Below are 18,667 nucleotides of genomic sequence, written 5' to 3' on the forward strand. Positions count from 1 at the left end.
GAAGGCTAGGCGTCTCGTTCTCCTCTGCGGCGCCGTTTCGCGGCGGTCGAAGGTTGGGTCGCAAACGAACGGACGTAATCGACGGCGGCATTGAGCGCGTCGCGCAGCGGATTGATGGATCGGGTGGTCTGGGTGACGAGCGATCCGCCTTGGTGCGCGGAGACCAGCACCCGAGCGAGATGCGACGGATCCGCGTCGGGGCGCACGTCTCCGCGATTGCGCATGGACGTCAATGCGGTGCGAAACAGCGCGATCCACTCGTCGTAGACCGCGCTGACGTCTCCCCGGATATCGCTGACGGATGGAACTAATTCGGCGACCAAAGAACCGAACGTGCACCCGCCCGCGCAGGTCACGTCGATCTGCTTTTGTACGTTGAGGTCGGCCCACTTTTGCAGCGCCTCGAAACTGTCCAACCTGGCCAGTTCGCCCGAAGTATGGAACGCGACCACTTCATTGCGGCGCCAAGCGATGATGCCGCGCACCATGGCATGCCTGTCCTTGAAGTAGTGGGTCATCTGCGACCCACTCACGGAGGCGGCCTTACGGACGTCGTTGGCGGCGGTGTTGTGTAGCCCCTGTTTGTACGCCAGATCAGCGGCCGCTCCGACGATACGTGCATATGTCGCCCGACCCCGTGGGGTCAGGCCGACCGCGGTGTCATCAATCATGTCCGACTATCACAATGAGGTCGAAGTGGTGATTTGCTGTGTCTTTGTCATTGTATTGGGTTACGCCGCGGTGCCCGGGGGTGAACCGCTCCGCAGCGGCGGTCGCCGGTCGGGTCATCCCAGCGGTGAGCAACCTCGGCAAATCACACCTTCTGTTCAATCAAGACGGATTCAACGACTCAGTACATGGTAGAAGGTGACCCGGGACTTGCCGCCCTCAGCGAACTGGGCCAAGGCGTCCACGTTGAGCGCGAAGTGATTGGTTTGGACGTGAAGGTCTACCGCGTGCTGATTGCGGAACCGCTGGTAAAGCGTGAAATGTCCCGGCCGATAACGGTCTTCGTGGAGCCTGAAGGTGCTAACGTCTCCCTCGGCCAGCGACTGAGGGATTAATTCAGTAAACGCCCGCCGGAGGTCGTCTCCTTTCCCTGGCAAAGCCGTGGCCTCGGTGATCAGCACCACTTCCTCATCTGAGCCGTACATGGTTGACACTCCTACCGTTGCCTAAGGCTGTGCGCGATCGCGGAACTTAGTGCCCTGCAGGCATTGCCATTCGTGCGCGCGTAATCGCGTCAGACGATTTGCCACACCCGTTGCCGTAGATGAGAACCGCCGGCGGGGTAACGACAGTCGCGACCGCTACCTTCTATTCGTGTGTTCTGGGGATTGTAACCCACTTCGGGTCCACTCCCAATCGGCTCTTGGGCCAATCGCGGCGCGAACGACAACGAAGAACGCCAATGCATTGGGTTTCGGCAGCTGACCTTGCCGCCGTAACCGAACTCACCCGGGTGAAACCAAGCTGGGGTGATGACAGCTCACCCCGTCGGGCAGCAGATTGATACCAGTTCGAGGTCGATACGCATGGCACCGGGTGTAATCGCCCGGACTGCAACTCTTCTTGCCGGGCAAAGGGTCCAGCAGGGTCGCCGAGAACGAGAAGCAGAAAGGTCTCACCATGCACTTCGATTCCAAGAAGGCCATCATCATTGGAGGCAGCGCCGGTATGGGGCGGCAGGTCGCCGCCGATATCGTGCGGCACGGCGGTAGCGCGGTGATCGTCGGTCGGTCAAAGGGCCGTGTGGATGACACCGTGACCGAACTGACTGACCAGGGTGGGCAAGCCTGGGGGATCACGGCCGAGTTGACCGATCGCAGCGCGGTCGCCGACGTTCAACGTGCGATCTCCGAGCAGCACCGCGATGCGACACTCTTGGTCAACGCGGCTGGATTCTTTGTGCCCAAGCCGTTTCTCGAATTCGAAGCGCTGACCTATGACTCGTACATGGAGCTCAACTACGCCCTGTTTTTTCTGACGCAGACCGTGGTCGAGGGCATGATCGCACGCGGCGACGGCGGTTCGATCGTCAACATCGGTAGCATGTGGGCACATCAGGCGATCGGAGCGACCCCTTCGTCGGTGTACTCGATGCAGAAGGCCGGCCTGCATGCGCTGACCCATAACCTGGCTATCGAGCTCGCCGAGCACAAGATCCGCGTCAACGCGGTTGCCCCGGCCGTCGTCAAGACGCCACTCTACGAGGGTTTTATCCCGAAGGACGAGATCGACGCCACTTTGGCCACGTTCGCGCCCCTTCATCCACTGGGACGAGTCGGCACCCCGGCCGACGTGGCCAACGCCGTGACGTATCTGCTGTCCGATGCGGCCAGCTGGGTCACCGGCGCGATTCTCAACGTCGACGGCGGTGTCATGGCCGGCCGTAATTGATCCAATCAAGGCTTTGAAACGAAGGAGATCAGGTGTCACACCAATACAGCAAGAACCCTGCCGCAGTCGACGCGTTAAGCCCCGAGCAATACCGCGTCACCCAGGAGAACGGCACGGAAGTTCCGTTCACGGGCGAGTACTGCGACAACCACGAACCCGGCATCTACGTTGACATTGTTTCTGGCGAACCGCTTTTCGCCTCGCTGAACAAATTCGACAGCGGAAGTGGCTGGCCCAGCTTCACCCAGCCCATCAACGCCGACAGCGTCGTTGAGAGGCGCGACCGCAGCCACTTCATGGATCGCGTTGAGGTGCGCTCCGCCCACGCCGACAGCCATCTGGGCCACGTATTCCCGGACGGCCCCCCGGAAGCCGGCGGCTTGCGTTACTGCATCAACTCCGCATCGCTGCGATTCATCCACCGCGATGACTTGGAAGCCCAGGGTTACGGGCAATATCTGACCCTGTTCACCAAAGACGTGTCGGAGCACCACCAAAGCGTCGGCGGGGAGAATTCATGACTGACCACGACAAGATTGCCGTTCTCGCCGGCGGGTGCTTCTGGGGCATGGAGGACCTGTTCCGTGGGCGTCCCGGTGTGGTGTCGACCCGGGTCGGCTACACCGGTGGCAGCAACACGCATCCCACGTACCGCAACCACCCCGGTCACGCCGAGGCAGTTGAAATCACCTATGACCCGGACGAGACCGATTACCGGGCACTGCTGGAATTCTTCTTCCAGATCCACGACCCGACCACCAAGAACCGGCAAGGCAACGACGTCGGAACCAGTTACCGGTCGGCAATCTTCTACCTGGACGACGAGCAAAAGCAAATCGCGGTGGACACCATCGCCGACGTCGAGGCTTCGGGCCTCTGGCCGGGCACGGTCGTCACCGAGGTCATCCCAGCGGACGAGTTCTGGGAAGCCGAAGCCGAGCATCAGGACTACCTACAGCGCTATCCGTCCGGCTATACGTGCCACTACATCCGCCCCGAGTGGAAGTTACCCAGCCGTGTTGATGGCGCCGGCGCGGCGACACCTACGGAGGAACATGTCGAGCACACTAGATGACGTCGTGGGCTCGATAACTCAGGACAAGGGCCTGACCCCTCCGCCTGAACGGCAGGTGTTGTTGAGCGTTTACACGCCGTTGGTGCTCTATAGCGCCGTGTGTGCTCTGGGACGAGTTGTACCGCGACCCACCGACCGGCGAGCAGTGTTCAGGGGATGACTCAGAACCCGAATCTGGCTGCACTATCCGCGGCGGGGGTATCGGTCTGGCTTGATGACCTGTCGCGCGACCTGCTGCAATCAGGCAAGCTGCAGCAGCTGATCGACACGAGAAGCGTTGTCGGCGTGACCACCAACCCGTCCACCTTCGAGCGCGCGCTCTCCCGCGGCCGCGCCTACGACGGCCAAATCGCCGAGCTGACGGGCGGCGGTGCCGATATCGACACCGCGGTCCGCACGGCGATCACCGACGACGTCCGGGCGGCCTGCGATGTGCTGCGCCCGCAGTGGGAGGTTTCCGAGGGCGTCGACGGAAGAGTGTCCATTGAAGTCGACCCGTCGCTGGCGCACAACACCGATGCGACAGTCATGCAGGCCGTCGAGTTGGCAAAGGTTGTTGACCGTCCCAACGTGTTCATCAAAATACCGGCGACCACAGCCGGGCTGCCGGCGATCACGGCTGCGCTGGCCAAAGGTGTCTCCGTCAACGTCACGCTGATCTTCTCCGTCCAACGGCATCGAGCGGTGATGAACGCGTATCTGGCCGGGATCGAAGCCGCGGGCCAGGCAGGCGCTGATGTGTCCCAAATCCACTCTGTAGCTTCATTATTCGTATCCCGGGTGGACACCGAAGTCGACAAGCGACTGGAGGAGATCGGCACCGATGAGGCACTCAGACTACGGGGACAGGCGGGCATCGCCAACGCGCGGTTGGCCTACGCGAGCTACCAGCAGGTCTTCGAAGCCGACCCGCGCTACGCCGCTCTGAGGGTCGCCGGCGCTCGCGTGCAACGCCCGCTATGGGCGTCCACCGGAGTAAAAAACACCGCATACCCCGACACGCTGTACGTTACGGAACTGGTGGCACCGAACACGGTGAGCACCATTCCCGAGCCGACCCTGGAAGCGGTGGCCGACCACGGCGTGATCGCCGGTGAAACCGTCACTCGCATGACGAGGCACGCACAGGAAGTGTTCGATCGGTTGGCCGCGGTCGGTGTTGATCTCCCCGACGTGTTCACAGTGCTCGAAGACAACGGGGTGTCCAAGTTTGCGGCGTCTTGGTCGCGAGCACTTCACCGCTGAACACCTGCAACGCTTCAACACTCGTCCATCTAATGGATGATCCGATGGTCGGCGGCCGAGGGCGGTGCGCGGAGCGGCTACGCTTCTTCCAACGCCTCGCCGAGTGACTGAAGCACCTTGTTGTGCTGCGCGTTGACGAGCGTGTGGCCCAGCAGCAAAGCGGCGACGACGGGCCATTCCATGATTCCAAACACGGCCATCGCACTGACGCCGGCATAGAACACCAAATGTTCCGCTGCCGGCAACCTCAGGCCCATACCCCATGACGACGACGGGGTGACCGTACCCTCGCACTGAGCTCTTCCCTTTTTCATGACGTCTCCTGATCTCCCGCGCGTGAGCTCGACAGCGGTGCCCGAGCACCCGGGCTGGTGCGTATTGCACCATTCGGTATTTCTGGCACCGTCGGCGCCGCCCGAGAAAGTCAGTGATCAGCGCCTGCCGGATGACCGCAATCGGCGCCGTTGACAATTGCGCGTTGTTTATTTGTTCCGACCGAGGTCTTGCCGATCGTCCTGGGTGCATGGTCGACCGATGCGTCGAATAGGAATTCGCGCAATAGTTTTCGGCCGCGGTTAAGCCTCGAACTGACGGTTCCCTGCCGGGTTTCTGTCATCGCGGCGATCTCCCTGTACGAGTATCCCGCGATGTCGGCAAAATACACCACGATGCGAAACTGTTCGGGCAAGACCATCATTGCCGCCCTGAGGTCGGGATCGGGCAGCAGTTCGAGCGCCTGATCTTCGGCCGACCGTAGCCCGTCAGGGGTGCGTGGGGCACCGGCCATCAACTGCCGGTCGGTGATCTCACCAGCCTGATGTTGTGCGGGACGGCTCTTTTGCCTCCTATAGCCGTTGATATGGGTGTTGATCATGATCCGCCGCAGCCATGCTTTGAGGTTCGTTCCTGGTTCGAATGCATGCAGACCGGCATAGGCCTTGAGTAACGTTTCTTGCACCAGGTCCTCCGCATCCACCCGATTGGAGGTCAGCCGGAGTGCTTGCCGGAACAGCGGCTCAAAGAGCGGGATGACGGCGCGTTCAAATTGAACGCTCAACGGGACGTCTGGCGTCTTGGCGCACTCCGCGCGCACCCGAGCCACGCTACGGTCCTGCCATCGCAAGAGGTATCGACACGCGCGGAGGCCGGCCACCGCCTGCCCGAGTCAGGCAAGGCCCGTACGAGAAGGGGGTCCGGCCCCGTTCGTCGACCGAACGTCGCGAGGAACCGGTTACGTCGCGTACGTCGGGGATTTCAGCAACCAACGTCGTGTTCGCGCCATCCCCGCTCGAGCGCGTTCCTTGCCGGACCGATCCCGGCCTGGCGCAGCCTTGACCGTCGGTACGGTCTTTCCTCGCCTCCACAGCACCTCCGCTCGCCGATCTGGTGCCAGCATTTACCACCGCGGGGTGAGTGGTCATCACCCGCAGAGGTAATTCATCCGGATGAGCGCCCGCGCCACCTACATAAAGTTGGCCGTTCGTGCCGTGGCTTGATGGTGTATTGGTGCGCGCAGAGCTGCGCTTCGCCTCGACCCCGTGATCGACGTAACTTTTGAAGTCCAGGCGCACAGATCGCCGCACTCTGATCGGGCAAGACGTCGATGGGAGCGCCCGGCGCGTGGCGGGGGATGCGATCCGCGTCCAACTATCACCCGGGTGAATGACGAAGGTGGGCGACGACAGTTCACCCCCCCTCTGCGCCATGCTCGTAACGTCTACCCGCACAGCGTGGTCTGTTGTTCAAGAAGCGCAGCAGGGGACTGGCGCACCCGGTGGCGCCTTGGACGGGAAGGCCAGCACCGAAGAGACAACCATCGCCCTGAACAAGGAGAACATGTGAGCGCCGCCGAGAGAATGCTGGAGACCTACCCGCGAGATCTGGGCCGGATCGACAGAGCCAAGCTGGTCGCGTGTATCGACGCCTGTTTCGAATGCGACCAAGTTTGCACCGCGTGTGCGGACGCCTGCCTCAGTGAAGAGGATGTCTATCACTTGACCAAATGCATCCGTACTTGCGTTGACTGCTCGGATGTCTGCGCGACAACTGGCCGCGTCCTGTCCCGGCACACGGACTACGACGCCAACTTGACTCGGACGGTGCTCGAAACGTGCGCCACCGCCTGCAAGGCAAGCGCGGACGAGTGCGACAGGCACGCGCGGAAACACGAGCATTGCCGCGTGTGCGCCGAGGTATGCCGTCGCTGTGAACGCGCCTGCCGCGAGCTTGTCGAGGCGCTCGGTTGAGACAACCGCCGAGCGGGCGTGGACTGTCCGAGGCTGCATGATGTCAATCTTTTGCCGAACGTCGCTTTGCGAATGTGACCTTGGAGATACGGGACGGAGCCCAAGCTGATGGGGATTTCTGACTTCGACGACGTGCAGGCCCATCTGCTTGAACCAGAAGAAAGCCTCGACTCAGAGCAGACGGGCAGCGACCTCGACGAGGGCTACTCGCCCCCGGAACGCCCACGCGAACTACTGGCCTGGGGGCTCACCACGAGGGAAGCGCGGACCCATGAAAGTTTGGCGCGCCGGCTGGCCCGTGAGGTGCCCGACGTGACCGATCAGTGGGACGGCGACGGAATCGGTGACAGCGCCGATAGCGATGGCGAGCCCATCGACGATCAGGTCGGCGACATGCGCGCAGGTCGGCTCGTCGCCTTCGACGTCGACCCTACGGATCCTGGTACGGATTACCTCGCCCATGACGTCGGCATTGACGGCGGCGCTGCCTCTGCCGAGGAAGCCGCCATGCATATCGTCTTCGACGACGACGCCAGCGATGGTGGGGGATGGCGTCTTTGATGACCTGTCGGCCCGCCTCCCGGTGAAATCTGAGCTGTGGTGACTCGCATTGTGATCCTCGGTGGCGGCCCGGCGGGGTACGAGGCGGCATTGGTTGCGGCTGCACGAGGTCCCGCCGAAGCCCGCGTCACCGTGGTCGATTCCGACGGGATCGGCGGCGCCGCGGTGCTGTGCGACTGCGTACCATCGAAGACCTTCATCGCTTCCACAGGGCTGCGTACGGAACTGCGACGAGCAACCCGCCTGGGTTTCGACATTCGCGCCGACGGCGCCGAGATCTGTTTGGCAGAAATCCATCACCGGGTCAAGATGCTCGCTACCGAACAATCGGCCGACGTCACCACCCAGCTGCGGAGCATGGGCGTCGAGTTGCTCGCGGGGCGCGGCGAGCTGGTTGACGCGGCTCCCGGTCTCGCGCGTCACCGCGTCAAGGTGACCGCCCGCGACGGCCACACCACGATCCGCGATGCCGATGTGGTGCTGATCGCCACCGGCGCCAGTCCCAGGATCCTGCCGTCAGCACCCCCCGACGGCGAGCGCATCTTGACCTGGCGCCAGCTCTACGACCTGGACTCGCTTCCCGACCACCTCATCGTGGTGGGTTGCGGGGTGACCGGCACCGAATTCGCCAACGCCTACACCGAATTGGGTGTGACCGTGACACTGGTGGCCAGCCGCGACCGCGTTTTGCCGTACGAGGACACCGACGCCGCGAAGGTGCTCGAGGAATCGTTCGCCCAGCGCGGCGTCAAACTGATCAAAATGGCCCGGGCACAATCGGTCAGGCGCACCGACGACGGGGTACTGGTGACAATGACTGACGGCCGCACCGTGGAGGGCAGTCACGCGTTGATGACACTCGGATCGGTGCCCAACACCGCCGGGCTAGGTCTACAGCGCGTCGGCATCGAACCGGGGCCGGACAACTACATTGCCGTAGACAGGGTATCGCGGACACCGATCGCGGGCATTTACGCCGCGGGGGACTGCACTGGTGTTCTACCGTTAGCCTCGGTTGCCGCGATGCAGGGCCGGATCGCGATGTATCACGCGCTCGGCGAAGCCGTGAGTCCGCTCCGGTTGCGCACCGTCGCGGCGACGGTGTTCACCCACCCCGAGGTCGCGACGGTCGGCGTCTCGGAGATCGCGATCGACAACGGCCCGATCCAGGCCCGCATCATCATGTTGCCGTTGAAAACCAATGCGCGGGCGAAAATGTCGGAGCTGCGTCAGGGCTTCGTCAAGCTATTCTGCCGACAGGACAGCGGCGTGGTAATCGGCGGCGTGGTCGTGGCGCCCATCGCTTCGGAATTGATACTGCCGATCGCGATGGCTGTTCAAAACCGGATCACCGTGGACGATTTGGCGCAGACAATTGCCATCTATCCGTCGCTGTCCGGCTCGATCACCGAAGCCGCCCGCCGGCTCATAGCCCGTGATGATCTGAGCTGACGCACGAACGATCCGATGAGTCCTTTGGCCCGGTTCGTCGCTGTGCCTCTTCGGCCGCCCCGCCCCGCGTGCGAGGCATGATTCGATGCGCGGCTGGGCGGCGTTTTCGATATCCCTGACGCCTGCGGCACTCTGTGCCCCGCCCTCCCGACGCAGCGGTCGCAGCACGAGCCTTATCACCCGGGTGAATCATGCTGAGGGGTGGTGACAGATGGATCAGGGCCGGGTGATGCTCTTACGGGAAATCTGCACAGCTGTCTACAACGGCGCGGTCTCGCTCAATCCCAACCGGATGTCGATACCCGAATACCAAACAGGAGAAGAGATATGAACGCGGTCCCGCTTCGCCGTCGACCGGAGAAGGCGGAACCCGCCACCTCGGTTGTGATCGTCGGCAGTGGGTTCGCCGCTTTCGAGTGCGCGCTCCGACTGGTCCGTCGGTTAGACAGGGCGTGCGCCTCCGATGTGAGGGTGACGATCGTTTCGCCGGTCGATTACCTGCAGTACACACCCTTGCTCGCGGACGTGGCCGGTGGACTGGTCGACCCGCGGTTTGTCTGTGTTCCGCTGGCCGGAACTCTCAAGGGCGTATATGCCGTGCGCGGCCGGGTCGACAGCGTTGACTTCGATCGGCATATGCTCTCGTTCACCGATCCTGAGGGCCGGGTGCGGAAGCTGTCGTGGGATCGGCTGGTCTTGACACCAGGCTCGGTGACCCGGCTGTTCGATACACCCGGCTTGACCAAACACGCACACGGGCTCAAGTCGACGGCCGAGGCGCTGTATCTGCGTGATCGTGTGATCGAGCAGTTGGAACTGGCTTGCGCCGACGAAAACGAGGCGCGCGCGGCCGCGCGGCGCACGATTGTCGTTGTCGGTGCGTCGTATTCCGGTTCTGAACTGACGGCGCAGCTGCGTGCGCTCGCCGACGCGGCGGCGAAACAGATGGGGTTCGATCGGGCTTCGGTGCGGTTCGTGCTGCTGGACTTGGCCGACCGCGTCATGCCCGAGCTGGGGCAGAAGCTCGGCGACGCGGCGATGCGTGCGCTGGGCTCTCGCGGAATCGACGTGCGGTTGGGCACGACCCTGAAGCAGGTCCATGCCGATCATGTTGTGCTCACCGATGATTCGCGCATCGGCACCTACACGGTAGCGTGGGTGGCTGGCGTGATGCCGTCACCGCTGATCGCTACGCTGGGCTTGGAAACCGAGCGGGGCCGCCTGAAGGTGCAGACCGATCTGCAGGTACCAGGCCACCCCGACGTCTTTGCCGCCGGCGACGCCGCCGCCGTTCCGGACCTTACCCAGCCGGGCAAGATCGCCCCACCCACCGCCCAGCACGCGACTCGGCAAGGTAAGGCGTTGGCCCGCAACGTCGCCGCAAGTCTCGGCTACGGCGAGCGAAAGGACTACCGCCATAGCGACAAGGGCATGGTCGTCGACCTGGGTCCACGCTACGCCGTTGCCAACCCACTGGGCGTCCGCCTTTCGGGCTATCCCGCGAAGCTTGTCGCCCGCGCCTACCACCTCTACGCGCTTCCCCGGCTCGTCAACCGCTGGGCGGTCGCACTCGCATATCTGACCGACGTCTTCTTTCCCCGCACCGTGTTGTCAATGGGGTTCGTATCCGGTGCCGACGCCCAATTCGCCGGCAGCGAAGTTGTCGAGCTCGCGAAGGCAGCAGGGGGAGAGTGAGATTCAACGACAACACCGTTGTTCGGGCGGCACCTGATTCCAAGGATCCTATTTCACAGCACATCTGACGTCGGAGTTGTTTGGGATGATCACCACCACTAAACGGAGTACCAATGAGTATCGTCAACAAAGGCTTTCGCGGGCGACGCGCTGAGGCGAACCGTGAGCTGCCACCGGGGCAGCATCTGACCGCGGACTTCCCTGTCCTGCAGGCCGGACCGACTCCGCGCATCGACCTCGACGACTGGCGATTCACCATCCGCAACGAGGTCGGCGCCGAACACTCGTGGTCGTGGGGCCAGCTAAAGCTCCTGCCGAGCGAGCGGCTCAGCGCGGACATCCACTGCGTCACCACGTGGTCCAAGCTGGATACCGAGTGGGAAGGTGTTTCTCTGGACACACTTTTCGAATCAATCGACACCACTGCCGGATTCGCACTGGTCGGTTCCTACGGCGGGTACACGACCAACCTCCCGTTGAGTGATCTCCTGGGCGGAAAGGCTTGGATCGTGTACGCGTACCAGGGGGCACCGCTTGGCGCGATACATGGAGGTCCGGCGCGGCTGCTGGTTCCGCACCTGTATTTCTGGAAGTCCGCGAAGTGGGTTAGATCCATCGAGCTGCGCGACAGTGACATCCCTGGATTCTGGGAGCGGTTGGGTTACCACAACTTTGGTGACCCGTGGCGAGAACAACGCTACGCCGGGGATTGACGACGGCTGTGGAGTCGCAGGTGAAACCGAAGTTGCGCTGGCGGGTCGCACGGGTGGTGCACTCCGAATCAGAGACCCAGTCCGCGCAAACGATCGGGCTGACTGTGCCGGGCTGGGGCGGCCATTTGGCCGGCCAGCACATCGATCTCAAGTTGACCGCTGAAGACGGGTATAGCGCGCAACGCAGCTATTCACTGAGCAGGCCGGCCGACGGTGAGCGCATCGAGCTCACCGTGCAGCAGATTCCCGACGGGGAAGTCTCGCCCTACCTCACCGGACTTGTCGCCGGCGACGAGATCGAACTTCGCGGGCCCATCGGCGGGTGGTTCGTCTGGCGGCCTGACGAGGATGCTCGGGTGCTGCTCGTGGGCGGCGGATCTGGAATCGTCCCATTGATGGCGATGCTGCGACAGCGGGTGGCCGCGGGCAACGCCGAGTTTCGTCTGGTCTATTCGGTTCGTAGTCCCGACGACGTGTACTACGCCCAAGAGCTGCGCCGGCTTGAGAGCGAATGTGGCTGGTTGCAGATTGCGCTTGTCTACACCCGGGTGGCCGCGCCGCAGACCAGCCGGCCGCCGGGACGGGTCCGCGCAGCCGACCTCGCGCCGACGGAGTGGGCGCCCGCCGACGGTGGCCACGTCTATGTCTGCGGCCCAACGGGATTTGTGGAATCGGTCACCGCGACGCTGATTGAGCAGGGTCATCAGCCGTCCGCCATCCGGACCGAGCGATTCGGCCCGAGCTACCAAGCCAGGAACGAGGAGTTATGACCGAACCAACGCACGTCGACGGCAACGCGGTCGCCGGAGCATTCACCGAAGTGCTGGGGTTCGATGTCACCACCGTGACGTTGACATGCCGGGAATGTTCTCGCGCCACGGCGTTCGCCGAGAGTCATGTCTATCACGGCGGGCCCGGCATCGTGGTGCGCTGCCGCTGCTGCGGGAACGTTCTGGCCCGGCTTGTGCAGACGCCCACCGACGTGTGGCTCGACTTCCGCGGCGCCGATTCGTGGCGCGTCCCCATGCCGGCGGGCTGATGCAGTCCCTCGCCGCACTCGCGGGTCGCGTGCGCACCGCCGACATCGTCGACGCCATGGGGCGATTTCACCGGCACCGGTGTCACCTTCTAGACCTGGTGAGCCCGACCCCCGGTCGCAGGCTCTTCGGCCCGGCCTTGACCATCTCCTACTTCCCGGCGTGCCGGGCCGCCCTCCCGCCCGAGCGCTACAACTTCAAGACGTTGTTCTACGACGCCATCGAGGGCGGCGCCGACGGGCGGGTGCTGGTCCTGGCCAGCAACGGCTACACCGACGCGTCACTGGGCGGGGGGACAAAGCTGTCGCGGGTCGAAAACCATCGGCTCGCCGGCATTCTGGCGGACGGGAGGCTGCGCGACTTCGCCGAGCTCGAACGCCTCAACCTTGCTATCTATTGCCGAGGCGAAACGACGCGGTGGGGCGGCGACGCGGTCACGCCCTACGAGGCGAACCGCCCGGTCGTGGTCGCGGGGGTAGCGGTCCGTCCCGGCGACTACGTCTTCGCCGACGCCTCCGGCGCCGCGGTCATCCCCGCCGGCGATGTGCGCGCTGTGCTGCGCGCCGCCAACCAGGTCGCGGTCGAGGACGCGTCGGCGATCGCCACCATCAGACGCGAAACTGCAACCAGCCTGGGAGGCAATGAGTATTGAGCGGCCGGTCCGAGGCATTACAGTGCCGTGGGGGCGCGGGCCGCAAAGGCTGGCTGGGGTCGAGCGCGCCATGGTCGTGCTCGCCGGCGTCCACCCGGGTGAATTGCACAACCGGATGAGGACTTCTCACCCCACGCGCGCCGATAGTGGTGGTTGTTGATCTGAGCCGTGACCCCAAACGCGTGGACCGATCAGGCATCTCGGACGGCACCTCACGGGCAACAACCATGGCTTGACAACCAACGATGAGAGGAAACCGCATGGCCGAGGCCGAATTCTTCGACACCCCCGGATACGGCGCGATCGCCCGGACCCGCAACCACTACAGCCAAGCGGTGCGCATCGGCGATCGTGTCGAGATCTCCGGCCAAGGAGGCTGGGACGCGGACTTCACCTTGTCGGCAGTATCGTTGGAGGACGAGATCATCAAGGCGTGCGACAACGTTGAAAAGACCCTGATTGTGGCGGGCGCCAGCTGGCGCGACGTCGTGAGCATTCACTCCTACCACGTCCCCACGGCCGATGAATCCATTGGTGATGAGCACATGTCGGTAATGGTGGCCCAGTTCGGCAAGCGGTTCGGCGGAAGTCTTCCCTTGTGGACCGCGGTGGGCGTTGAGGCGCTCGCCCTGCGCAACCAGCGCGTTGAGATCGAGGTCGTCGCCATCGTCGGATCTGGCAGCGAGTAGACGCCAAATCCCCCACAACGCTTCGAGGCGAAAGGCGCTATCTCGACATGGTGTCCGAATTGACAAGCGGCGGCGTGATTTCTCGTACGAGTGCGTCCGCCAGTGTGGTGCCTTGCGGATGGACGTGACCGTGGGGAGCGCGGCTGAAGTCCCGTGCGCCGACATCTCAGCACCGATGGGCTTCGGACGCCAGGAAAGAGGAGTGATGACAATGCATGACGCCAAGGAGGTTGTGCTGGTTGCCGAAGCGGCAGCGTTAGCCGGCAAACGAGATGAGTTGCTACGCGCCATTCTCGATGACCTGGTTCCTAACTCGCTGGCTGAACCGGGCATCTCTGTCTTCCGGCTCCACGAGGACCGTGACCGGTCTGGCCACTTCATGCTCTACGAAAGGTTCCGTGACCAGGAATCTATCGAATCACACTTCGCTACAGAGCATTTCGTCACCTTCTGCAAAGCTCTCAGCGAGTTGGCCGAAGGCGGTAAGCCAAAATTGACGTATTATCAGGCGCTCTCGGACTAGGCGCCCGATGCCGGTTCAGGAGCATCTTGTCGAACCCTGGGGTTCCGACCCGAGTCCGCCGTGTTAGCTGGGGAAGTTGCGGCTGGTGATCCAGCGCTCGGCGTCCAGTGCCGCCGCGCAGCCGGTTGCCGCGGCGGTGATCGCTTGACGGTAGCGTCGGTCGATCAGATCGCCGGCGGCGAATACGCCCTCGATTGAAGTGTGCTTCGTATGGTCGCGGGTCTGGACGTATCCGTTGGGGTCGAGGTCGATGAGCCCCTTCAATAGATCCGAGCGAGGCATCTGTCCAACAGCGACGAAGACCGCGGCGACATCGATGTCGTAGTCACCAGGGTTATGCGTATTGCGCATGCGCAGCCCGGTAACGTGGTGTTCGCCTTGGACGGCTAGCACTTCCGTGGACGTCAGGATTGTGACGTTGGGATGGGCGCGGAGCCGAGCGACGGCGATGGCGGATGCCCGTAACCGGGGCCGGTGGTGGACGAGGGTCACGTGGCGGGCCCGCGACGCAAGATAGAGCGCCTCTTCGGCAGCGGCGTCGCCACCGCCGATGACGGCGACCTCGCAACCGGTGAACTGCGCACCGTCGAGTTTGGCGCTGGTGCTGAGGCCGCGGCCCGAGAAGTCGCGCTCGCCGGGCACATTGAGCGGCCGGTTGATGGACCCCATCGCGAGGACTATCGCTCGGGCATGGTGTAGTTCGTCGCGTACCGCGACCGTCTTGACGTCGCCGTCGAGACCGAATCGTTCGACGTCGCCCGGGTGGAGTTCGGCGCCGAAGCGCTGTGCCTGGTCGCGCATCGCAATCGCCAGCGCGGGTCCGTACACGAACGGGGTGGCGCCGGGGTAGTTGTCGACCGGTCCGGCGGCGGTCAGTGCACCGCCGGGCACCTCGCCCTCCACGACGATGGTGTCCAGTCCGGCTCGCGCCGTGTAAATCGCCGCGGTGTAGCCGGCCGGGCCAGACCCGACGATGATGACATCACGAACCCAGCCCGCGGACCGCATCAGTCGGTGCCGTGCCGGGCGGGCCGCCGTTCGACGTTGCCGGGTCGGCGCGGGGGAGGGATGCGGGCTCGCTGTCGGCGTCATAAGTTGATGGCTTGCCCGGAAACGGCGTGGAAGCATTCCTGCAGTCCCTCGCCGAGTGTGGGGTGGGTGTGCACGTTGCGGGCCAGCTCGGTGGCGGTCAAATCCCAGAGTTGGGCGGCGGTGAGTTCGGGGAGTAGCTCGCTGACTTCTGCCCCGACAAGATGTGCTCCGAGCAGCTCCCCGTGGGCAGCGTCGGCAATGAGTTTGATGAATCCGGCGCGTTCGCCCAAGCCATGCGCTTTGGCGCTGGCCTGCATCGGGAACGTGGCTATCCGTATGTCGCGGCCCGTGGCGCGGGCCTGGCCTTCGGTGTAGCCGAAGCTGGCGACCTGGGGCTGGCAGAACGTCACGCGCGGCATCATGCGGTAGTCCAAGGACATGGTCGGGGCGCCGGCGACGGTTTCGGCGGCGATGACTCCTTGGGCTGAGGCGACATGGGCGAGTTGAACTTTGGCGGTGACATCGCCAATCGCGAAGATGTGGGGAACCGAGGTGCGCATGTAGTCGTCGATGTCGATCGCCCCACCTGCCGTGAGGTGGACGCCCAGCACGTCGAGGCCGAGATCTTCGACGTTGGGGCAAAATCCGATGCAGATGAACGCGCGGGCGGCGTCGACTGAGGTCGAATGGCCCTTGTGATCAGTGTGGGTGACGGTGATGTGGTCGCCGTGGTCAATCACCGAGTCCACCCTGGTGTTGGTGTGGATGGGGATGTCGCGCCGTCGGTACTGGCGGGTCAATTCTTTTGAGACGTCAACGTCTTCGTTGGGGAGTGCGCGGTCGGCATATTCGAGAATTTTGACGTCAACACCATAGCTGTTGAGGATGTAGGCAAATTCCATGCCGATTCCACCGGCGCCGATGATGATGATCGACTCGGGTGTTGTCGCGTCGACGATCTGCTGCTCGTAGGTCACGATGTTGTCGCTGAGGGTGACCCCGGGCAGCATTCGCACCCGTGAACCGGTGGCGATGATGGCGTTGTCGAAGCGGAGGCTGGTTGTGCCGCCGTCACGTAGCTGTACATCGAGTGTGTGAGAGCTGCTGAACCGGCCGCGGCCGTCGATTTCGGTGATCTTGTTTTTGCGCATCAGGAAGTGCACGCCGCGCACCCGGGCCTCGGCGACTTCGCGGCTGCGTGACACGGCACGGGCGTAGTCGAGGTGGATGTCACCACGAATACCGAACTCGTCTGCCTGATGGGTGAGGATGGAGGCGATCTCGGCGTTTCGCAGCAAGGCTTTTGACGGAACGCACCCGGTGTTGAGGCAAACTCCACCCCAGTAGCGTTCTTCGATGATCGCGACGTTCATGCCGAGTTGGGCCGCGCGGATGCCGGCGACGTATCCGCCCGAGCCGGCACCCACGACCACCAGGTCGTAATGGTGGGGGACCGGTGTGCTCATCGCTCCGTGCCCTCCTCGATGAGTAAAGTGGCTGTGTCGGTGCATCTTTCACAGGCGAGCTCACCCTGTCGAGAAGCACATCGAAGGTGTGAATGACGTTTTCGGCGTGACTCGGTGGTTGAGTCGCGCCGTGGCGGGCCAAAGACTCAGGGGGACGGTGCGAGCCGGTGTTGAGTTGCACTGATGGAGTCCGCCAACAGCCATAGGGCCAAGCCCACCAACGCGATATCCTTCATGAGGAATTCGCCATTGGCTGACAGGACCGGAAAGCCACCCGCGGTAGGTTCACCAATCCCAGGCGTGCTGACCATGAAACTCAGCGTGCCAAGAAAAAACGTTGTCGCCAACACACCGCCGATCACCGAGGCCTTCGGATACCACGGCCTCAACGCCAGCAACGCTGCGGTCACTAACTCGGCCGAGCCCAGCACTCGGCCGAACGCGCTGATCGACATGATGTGATAAACCCAGCCCAAAAATGGGCTGTGGGCCACGAACGGTGATACGCCGTGTGACTCGTAGTAGGTGAATTTCATTGCGCCGAACCAGGCTATGACGATGACCAGGCCATAGCGCGCAATGAGCGGTGCGGCTCCGGCCAGTCGTGACACCCGACTTGTCCGCCCACTAACCTCCGTTGTCTCGCCTACAGCCATGAGATCCTTCTCCTTCCGCTGCATTTACTTGGCCATGCGCCAGGACCCAGTCCCGCATGCGCATTACGTGTGTTCATCCAAGTGGTCAAGGCCGCGACGAAGTGCTCGATGACCACCACGTTGCAAGCGACTTCGGCGCCGACATAGCCTGTGTGGCTAGGAACATAGGTTGAACCCGGGACATCAGCGCCACCGACGATAACCACGTTCGATCCCGCCGCCATCAGGTCCGCGGCCAGCCCGCGCATTGCCGCGTCGGGACGGCTGTGTGAACCGAAAAAGACGGCAGTCAATTGCGCGTTTGCCCGTAGCACGAGGTCGCGTTGATGTTGGCCTACGATGTGCCCCTGGGCGACGATCTCAGTAGCTTCGTTTGTGAGCAACGCTGCGTACAAAGCAGCCGCCGAGTGCTCGCCGCTCCCGACGTAAGCCAAGCGCGGCTCCTCTTGCGCCGCAACGTCGGCGGCCACCCTGTGAAGCTTGGCCGGCAGCGTCGTGCTAGCGACAGCGCGCGCGGTGCTGGAGACGTCGTCATTGTCTTCGTTGAGAATCATCGAGGCGACATAGTCATGGACTGTCAGGGCGTTAAGAAATCCTTTCGGGCTCCCCGAAGCCCCGCTACGCAGCAGAACTTCACAGTCAGCGACCGCGGCGAGGGGACTGGCCCCGTCATCGGTGATCGCCATCACCGCGGCTGGTCTCACCGTCCGGCCGAGCTGATCGGCCAGAGTGCACACGTGCTTGTTGGAGCCGGATCGTGACGTGGCGACCAGCAGCGAATCCGGAGTGACGCATTGCGGGCGCTTTAAAAGGTTTTCCGTGTCGATCCACCTCGCCGCCTTTCCGGCCGCAACGAGCCGCCTCCAGCTCGGCAGTGCTGCGATATGCGATGCGCCCATACCGGTGAAGACGACGCGGCGATGTCGATCGCGGAGCAATGCGTACAAGCCCAAAGAGACCGGTGCCCGATCGAACTCGAGCAATGATCGAGCCTGAGCTCTGGCGTCGACGTGAACACCGGCCCGCCCGGTGGGCCGACGGCGCGGTAACCGCCTATTGCAAAGTAGCAGTGCGGTTCTGGGGTTCACCGGTTAGCGCCCCTTCTTAGTCGTTCGACATGGTTCTGGTTCGGCCACAGTGTCGTGCGACACCACCGGCGAGACGCAGCAGCTTTGCTGGGAGGCCGGGCGTTGCGCGTCAAGATCCGCAACGCTTGGTCGACAAC

At 63.4% G+C, this 18,667-nt stretch carries 22 protein-coding genes and 1 pseudogene; 14 read left to right on the plus strand and 9 right to left on the minus strand.

What is annotated here, in order from left to right:
- Nucleotides 1-5 precede the first annotated feature (5 nt).
- The 3 genes and pseudogenes from A5678_RS07290 to A5678_RS07295 all read right to left on the minus strand — a co-directional run bounded on the left by A5678_RS07290 (nt 6) and on the right by A5678_RS07295 (nt 1,154).
- Nucleotides 6-488, minus strand: coding sequence for a TetR family transcriptional regulator C-terminal domain-containing protein (locus A5678_RS07290; RefSeq protein ID WP_231983602.1), 483 nt, complete (start codon nt 486-488; stop codon nt 6-8).
- A 3-nt stretch (nt 489-491) separates the two neighbouring features.
- Nucleotides 492-671, minus strand: a pseudogene (locus tag A5678_RS27770) (TetR family transcriptional regulator); the annotation flags it as partial.
- A 171-nt stretch (nt 672-842) separates the two neighbouring features.
- Nucleotides 843-1,154, minus strand: coding sequence for a putative quinol monooxygenase (locus A5678_RS07295; protein WP_068040353.1), 312 nt, complete (start codon nt 1,152-1,154; stop codon nt 843-845).
- Between the two features lie 475 nt (nt 1,155-1,629).
- On the opposite strand from A5678_RS07295, the gene A5678_RS07300 reads away from it, so the two are divergent.
- From A5678_RS07300 to tal, 4 genes are all read left to right on the plus strand, one after another.
- Complete coding sequence (locus A5678_RS07300; protein WP_068040483.1) at nt 1,630-2,400, plus strand: SDR family NAD(P)-dependent oxidoreductase; 771 nt, start codon at nt 1,630-1,632, stop codon at nt 2,398-2,400.
- Nucleotides 2,401-2,432: 32 nt separating this feature from the next.
- On the plus strand, nt 2,433-2,921 hold the full coding sequence (gene msrB, locus A5678_RS07305; protein WP_068040355.1) for a peptide-methionine (R)-S-oxide reductase MsrB: 489 nt from the start codon (nt 2,433-2,435) through the stop codon (nt 2,919-2,921).
- Entirely contained in the window at nt 2,918-3,475 is a 558-nt protein-coding gene (gene msrA, locus A5678_RS07310; RefSeq protein ID WP_068040357.1) for a peptide-methionine (S)-S-oxide reductase MsrA, read from the plus strand. The genes msrB and msrA overlap by 4 nt, the downstream gene beginning before the upstream one ends.
- 156 nt (nt 3,476-3,631) lie before the next feature.
- Nucleotides 3,632-4,720, plus strand: coding sequence for a transaldolase (gene tal, locus A5678_RS07315; RefSeq protein ID WP_068040358.1), 1,089 nt, complete (start codon nt 3,632-3,634; stop codon nt 4,718-4,720).
- A gap of 77 nt (nt 4,721-4,797) precedes the next feature.
- Here tal and A5678_RS27485 read toward each other — a convergent pair whose 3' ends face one another.
- The gene (locus tag A5678_RS27485) at nt 4,798-5,034 is read right to left on the minus strand and encodes a hypothetical protein (RefSeq protein ID WP_197502066.1); all 237 of its coding nucleotides are present in this window, start codon (nt 5,032-5,034) and stop codon (nt 4,798-4,800) included.
- A 110-nt stretch (nt 5,035-5,144) separates the two neighbouring features.
- Nucleotides 5,145-5,822 carry a sigma-70 family RNA polymerase sigma factor gene (locus A5678_RS07325; RefSeq protein WP_068040362.1) on the minus strand — a complete coding sequence of 226 codons (678 nt, stop codon included), beginning with the start codon at nt 5,820-5,822 and terminating at the stop codon, nt 5,145-5,147.
- Nucleotides 5,823-6,558: 736 nt separating this feature from the next.
- Between A5678_RS07325 and A5678_RS07335 the strand changes: the two genes are divergently transcribed.
- The 10 genes from A5678_RS07335 to A5678_RS07380 all read left to right on the plus strand — a co-directional run bounded on the left by A5678_RS07335 (nt 6,559) and on the right by A5678_RS07380 (nt 14,288).
- The gene (locus tag A5678_RS07335) at nt 6,559-6,966 is read left to right on the plus strand and encodes a four-helix bundle copper-binding protein (RefSeq protein ID WP_068040366.1); all 408 of its coding nucleotides are present in this window, start codon (nt 6,559-6,561) and stop codon (nt 6,964-6,966) included.
- Nucleotides 6,967-7,074: 108 nt separating this feature from the next.
- Nucleotides 7,075-7,527: a DUF5709 domain-containing protein gene (locus A5678_RS07340; protein ID WP_068040368.1), complete on the plus strand. Its 453-nt coding sequence runs from the start codon at nt 7,075-7,077 to the stop codon at nt 7,525-7,527.
- A gap of 36 nt (nt 7,528-7,563) precedes the next feature.
- Nucleotides 7,564-8,979 carry an NAD(P)H-quinone dehydrogenase gene (locus A5678_RS07345; protein WP_068040370.1) on the plus strand — a complete coding sequence of 472 codons (1,416 nt, stop codon included), beginning with the start codon at nt 7,564-7,566 and terminating at the stop codon, nt 8,977-8,979.
- A gap of 327 nt (nt 8,980-9,306) precedes the next feature.
- Entirely contained in the window at nt 9,307-10,674 is a 1,368-nt protein-coding gene (locus A5678_RS07350) for an NAD(P)/FAD-dependent oxidoreductase (protein WP_068040371.1), read from the plus strand.
- A gap of 113 nt (nt 10,675-10,787) precedes the next feature.
- Nucleotides 10,788-11,387: a sulfite oxidase-like oxidoreductase gene (locus tag A5678_RS07355; RefSeq protein ID WP_068040373.1), complete on the plus strand. Its 600-nt coding sequence runs from the start codon at nt 10,788-10,790 to the stop codon at nt 11,385-11,387.
- Between the two features lie 8 nt (nt 11,388-11,395).
- Nucleotides 11,396-12,157, plus strand: a complete 762-nt coding sequence (locus A5678_RS07360; RefSeq protein ID WP_068040375.1) for a ferredoxin reductase — start codon at nt 11,396-11,398, stop codon at nt 12,155-12,157.
- Nucleotides 12,154-12,426 carry a DUF6510 family protein gene (locus A5678_RS07365; RefSeq protein WP_068040377.1) on the plus strand — a complete coding sequence of 91 codons (273 nt, stop codon included), beginning with the start codon at nt 12,154-12,156 and terminating at the stop codon, nt 12,424-12,426. The genes A5678_RS07360 and A5678_RS07365 overlap by 4 nt, the downstream gene beginning before the upstream one ends.
- Nucleotides 12,399-13,076, plus strand: a complete 678-nt coding sequence (locus A5678_RS07370) for an RraA family protein (RefSeq protein WP_231983594.1) — start codon at nt 12,399-12,401, stop codon at nt 13,074-13,076. The genes A5678_RS07365 and A5678_RS07370 overlap by 28 nt, the downstream gene beginning before the upstream one ends.
- Nucleotides 13,077-13,336: 260 nt before the next feature.
- Nucleotides 13,337-13,765 carry a Rid family hydrolase gene (locus A5678_RS07375; RefSeq protein WP_068040379.1) on the plus strand — a complete coding sequence of 143 codons (429 nt, stop codon included), beginning with the start codon at nt 13,337-13,339 and terminating at the stop codon, nt 13,763-13,765.
- A 118-nt stretch (nt 13,766-13,883) separates the two neighbouring features.
- Nucleotides 13,884-14,288: a putative quinol monooxygenase gene (locus tag A5678_RS07380; RefSeq protein WP_068040381.1), complete on the plus strand. Its 405-nt coding sequence runs from the start codon at nt 13,884-13,886 to the stop codon at nt 14,286-14,288.
- Between the two features lie 63 nt (nt 14,289-14,351).
- Here the strand turns inward: A5678_RS07380 and A5678_RS07385 are convergent, their stop codons facing one another.
- From A5678_RS07385 to A5678_RS07400, 4 genes are all read right to left on the minus strand, one after another.
- Nucleotides 14,352-15,296: an NAD(P)/FAD-dependent oxidoreductase gene (locus tag A5678_RS07385; RefSeq protein ID WP_068040383.1), complete on the minus strand. Its 945-nt coding sequence runs from the start codon at nt 15,294-15,296 to the stop codon at nt 14,352-14,354.
- Between the two features lie 80 nt (nt 15,297-15,376).
- Nucleotides 15,377-16,786, minus strand: a complete 1,410-nt coding sequence (gene lpdA / locus A5678_RS07390; RefSeq protein ID WP_068040385.1) for a dihydrolipoyl dehydrogenase — start codon at nt 16,784-16,786, stop codon at nt 15,377-15,379.
- A 146-nt stretch (nt 16,787-16,932) separates the two neighbouring features.
- Complete coding sequence (locus A5678_RS07395) at nt 16,933-17,442, minus strand: YkgB family protein (protein WP_068040488.1); 510 nt, start codon at nt 17,440-17,442, stop codon at nt 16,933-16,935.
- Nucleotides 17,433-18,425 carry an SIS domain-containing protein gene (locus A5678_RS07400; RefSeq protein ID WP_156746800.1) on the minus strand — a complete coding sequence of 331 codons (993 nt, stop codon included), beginning with the start codon at nt 18,423-18,425 and terminating at the stop codon, nt 17,433-17,435. The genes A5678_RS07395 and A5678_RS07400 overlap by 10 nt, the downstream gene beginning before the upstream one ends.
- Between the last annotated feature and the right edge of the window lie 242 nt (nt 18,426-18,667).

It is taken from the genome of Mycobacterium sp. E2733 (genome assembly GCF_001667585.1).
Lineage (GTDB): Bacteria > Actinomycetota > Actinomycetes > Mycobacteriales > Mycobacteriaceae > Mycobacterium.

What these genes read in the sequence shown, in the direction of transcription:
- A5678_RS07340 (WP_068040368.1), top strand. Translation starts at nt 7,075, where the DNA reads ATGGGGATTTCTGACTTCGACGACGTGCAGGCCCATCTGCTTGAACCA.
- A5678_RS07290 (WP_231983602.1), bottom strand. Translation starts at nt 488, where the DNA reads ATGGTGCGCGGCATCATCGCTTGGCGCCGCAATGAAGTGGTCGCGTTC.
- A5678_RS07365 (WP_068040377.1), top strand. Translation starts at nt 12,154, where the DNA reads ATGACCGAACCAACGCACGTCGACGGCAACGCGGTCGCCGGAGCATTC.
- A5678_RS07380 (WP_068040381.1), top strand. Translation starts at nt 13,884, where the DNA reads ATGGACGTGACCGTGGGGAGCGCGGCTGAAGTCCCGTGCGCCGACATC.
- A5678_RS07300 (WP_068040483.1), top strand. Translation starts at nt 1,630, where the DNA reads ATGCACTTCGATTCCAAGAAGGCCATCATCATTGGAGGCAGCGCCGGT.
- A5678_RS07375 (WP_068040379.1), top strand. Translation starts at nt 13,337, where the DNA reads ATGGCCGAGGCCGAATTCTTCGACACCCCCGGATACGGCGCGATCGCC.
- A5678_RS07395 (WP_068040488.1), bottom strand. Translation starts at nt 17,442, where the DNA reads ATGGCTGTAGGCGAGACAACGGAGGTTAGTGGGCGGACAAGTCGGGTG.
- lpdA (WP_068040385.1), bottom strand. Translation starts at nt 16,786, where the DNA reads ATGAGCACACCGGTCCCCCACCATTACGACCTGGTGGTCGTGGGTGCC.
- A5678_RS07295 (WP_068040353.1), bottom strand. Translation starts at nt 1,154, where the DNA reads ATGTACGGCTCAGATGAGGAAGTGGTGCTGATCACCGAGGCCACGGCT.
- A5678_RS27485 (WP_197502066.1), bottom strand. Translation starts at nt 5,034, where the DNA reads ATGAAAAAGGGAAGAGCTCAGTGCGAGGGTACGGTCACCCCGTCGTCG.
- A5678_RS07350 (WP_068040371.1), top strand. Translation starts at nt 9,307, where the DNA reads ATGAACGCGGTCCCGCTTCGCCGTCGACCGGAGAAGGCGGAACCCGCC.
- msrA (WP_068040357.1), top strand. Translation starts at nt 2,918, where the DNA reads ATGACTGACCACGACAAGATTGCCGTTCTCGCCGGCGGGTGCTTCTGG.
- tal (WP_068040358.1), top strand. Translation starts at nt 3,632, where the DNA reads ATGACTCAGAACCCGAATCTGGCTGCACTATCCGCGGCGGGGGTATCG.
- A5678_RS07385 (WP_068040383.1), bottom strand. Translation starts at nt 15,296, where the DNA reads ATGCGGTCCGCGGGCTGGGTTCGTGATGTCATCATCGTCGGGTCTGGC.
- A5678_RS07355 (WP_068040373.1), top strand. Translation starts at nt 10,788, where the DNA reads ATGAGTATCGTCAACAAAGGCTTTCGCGGGCGACGCGCTGAGGCGAAC.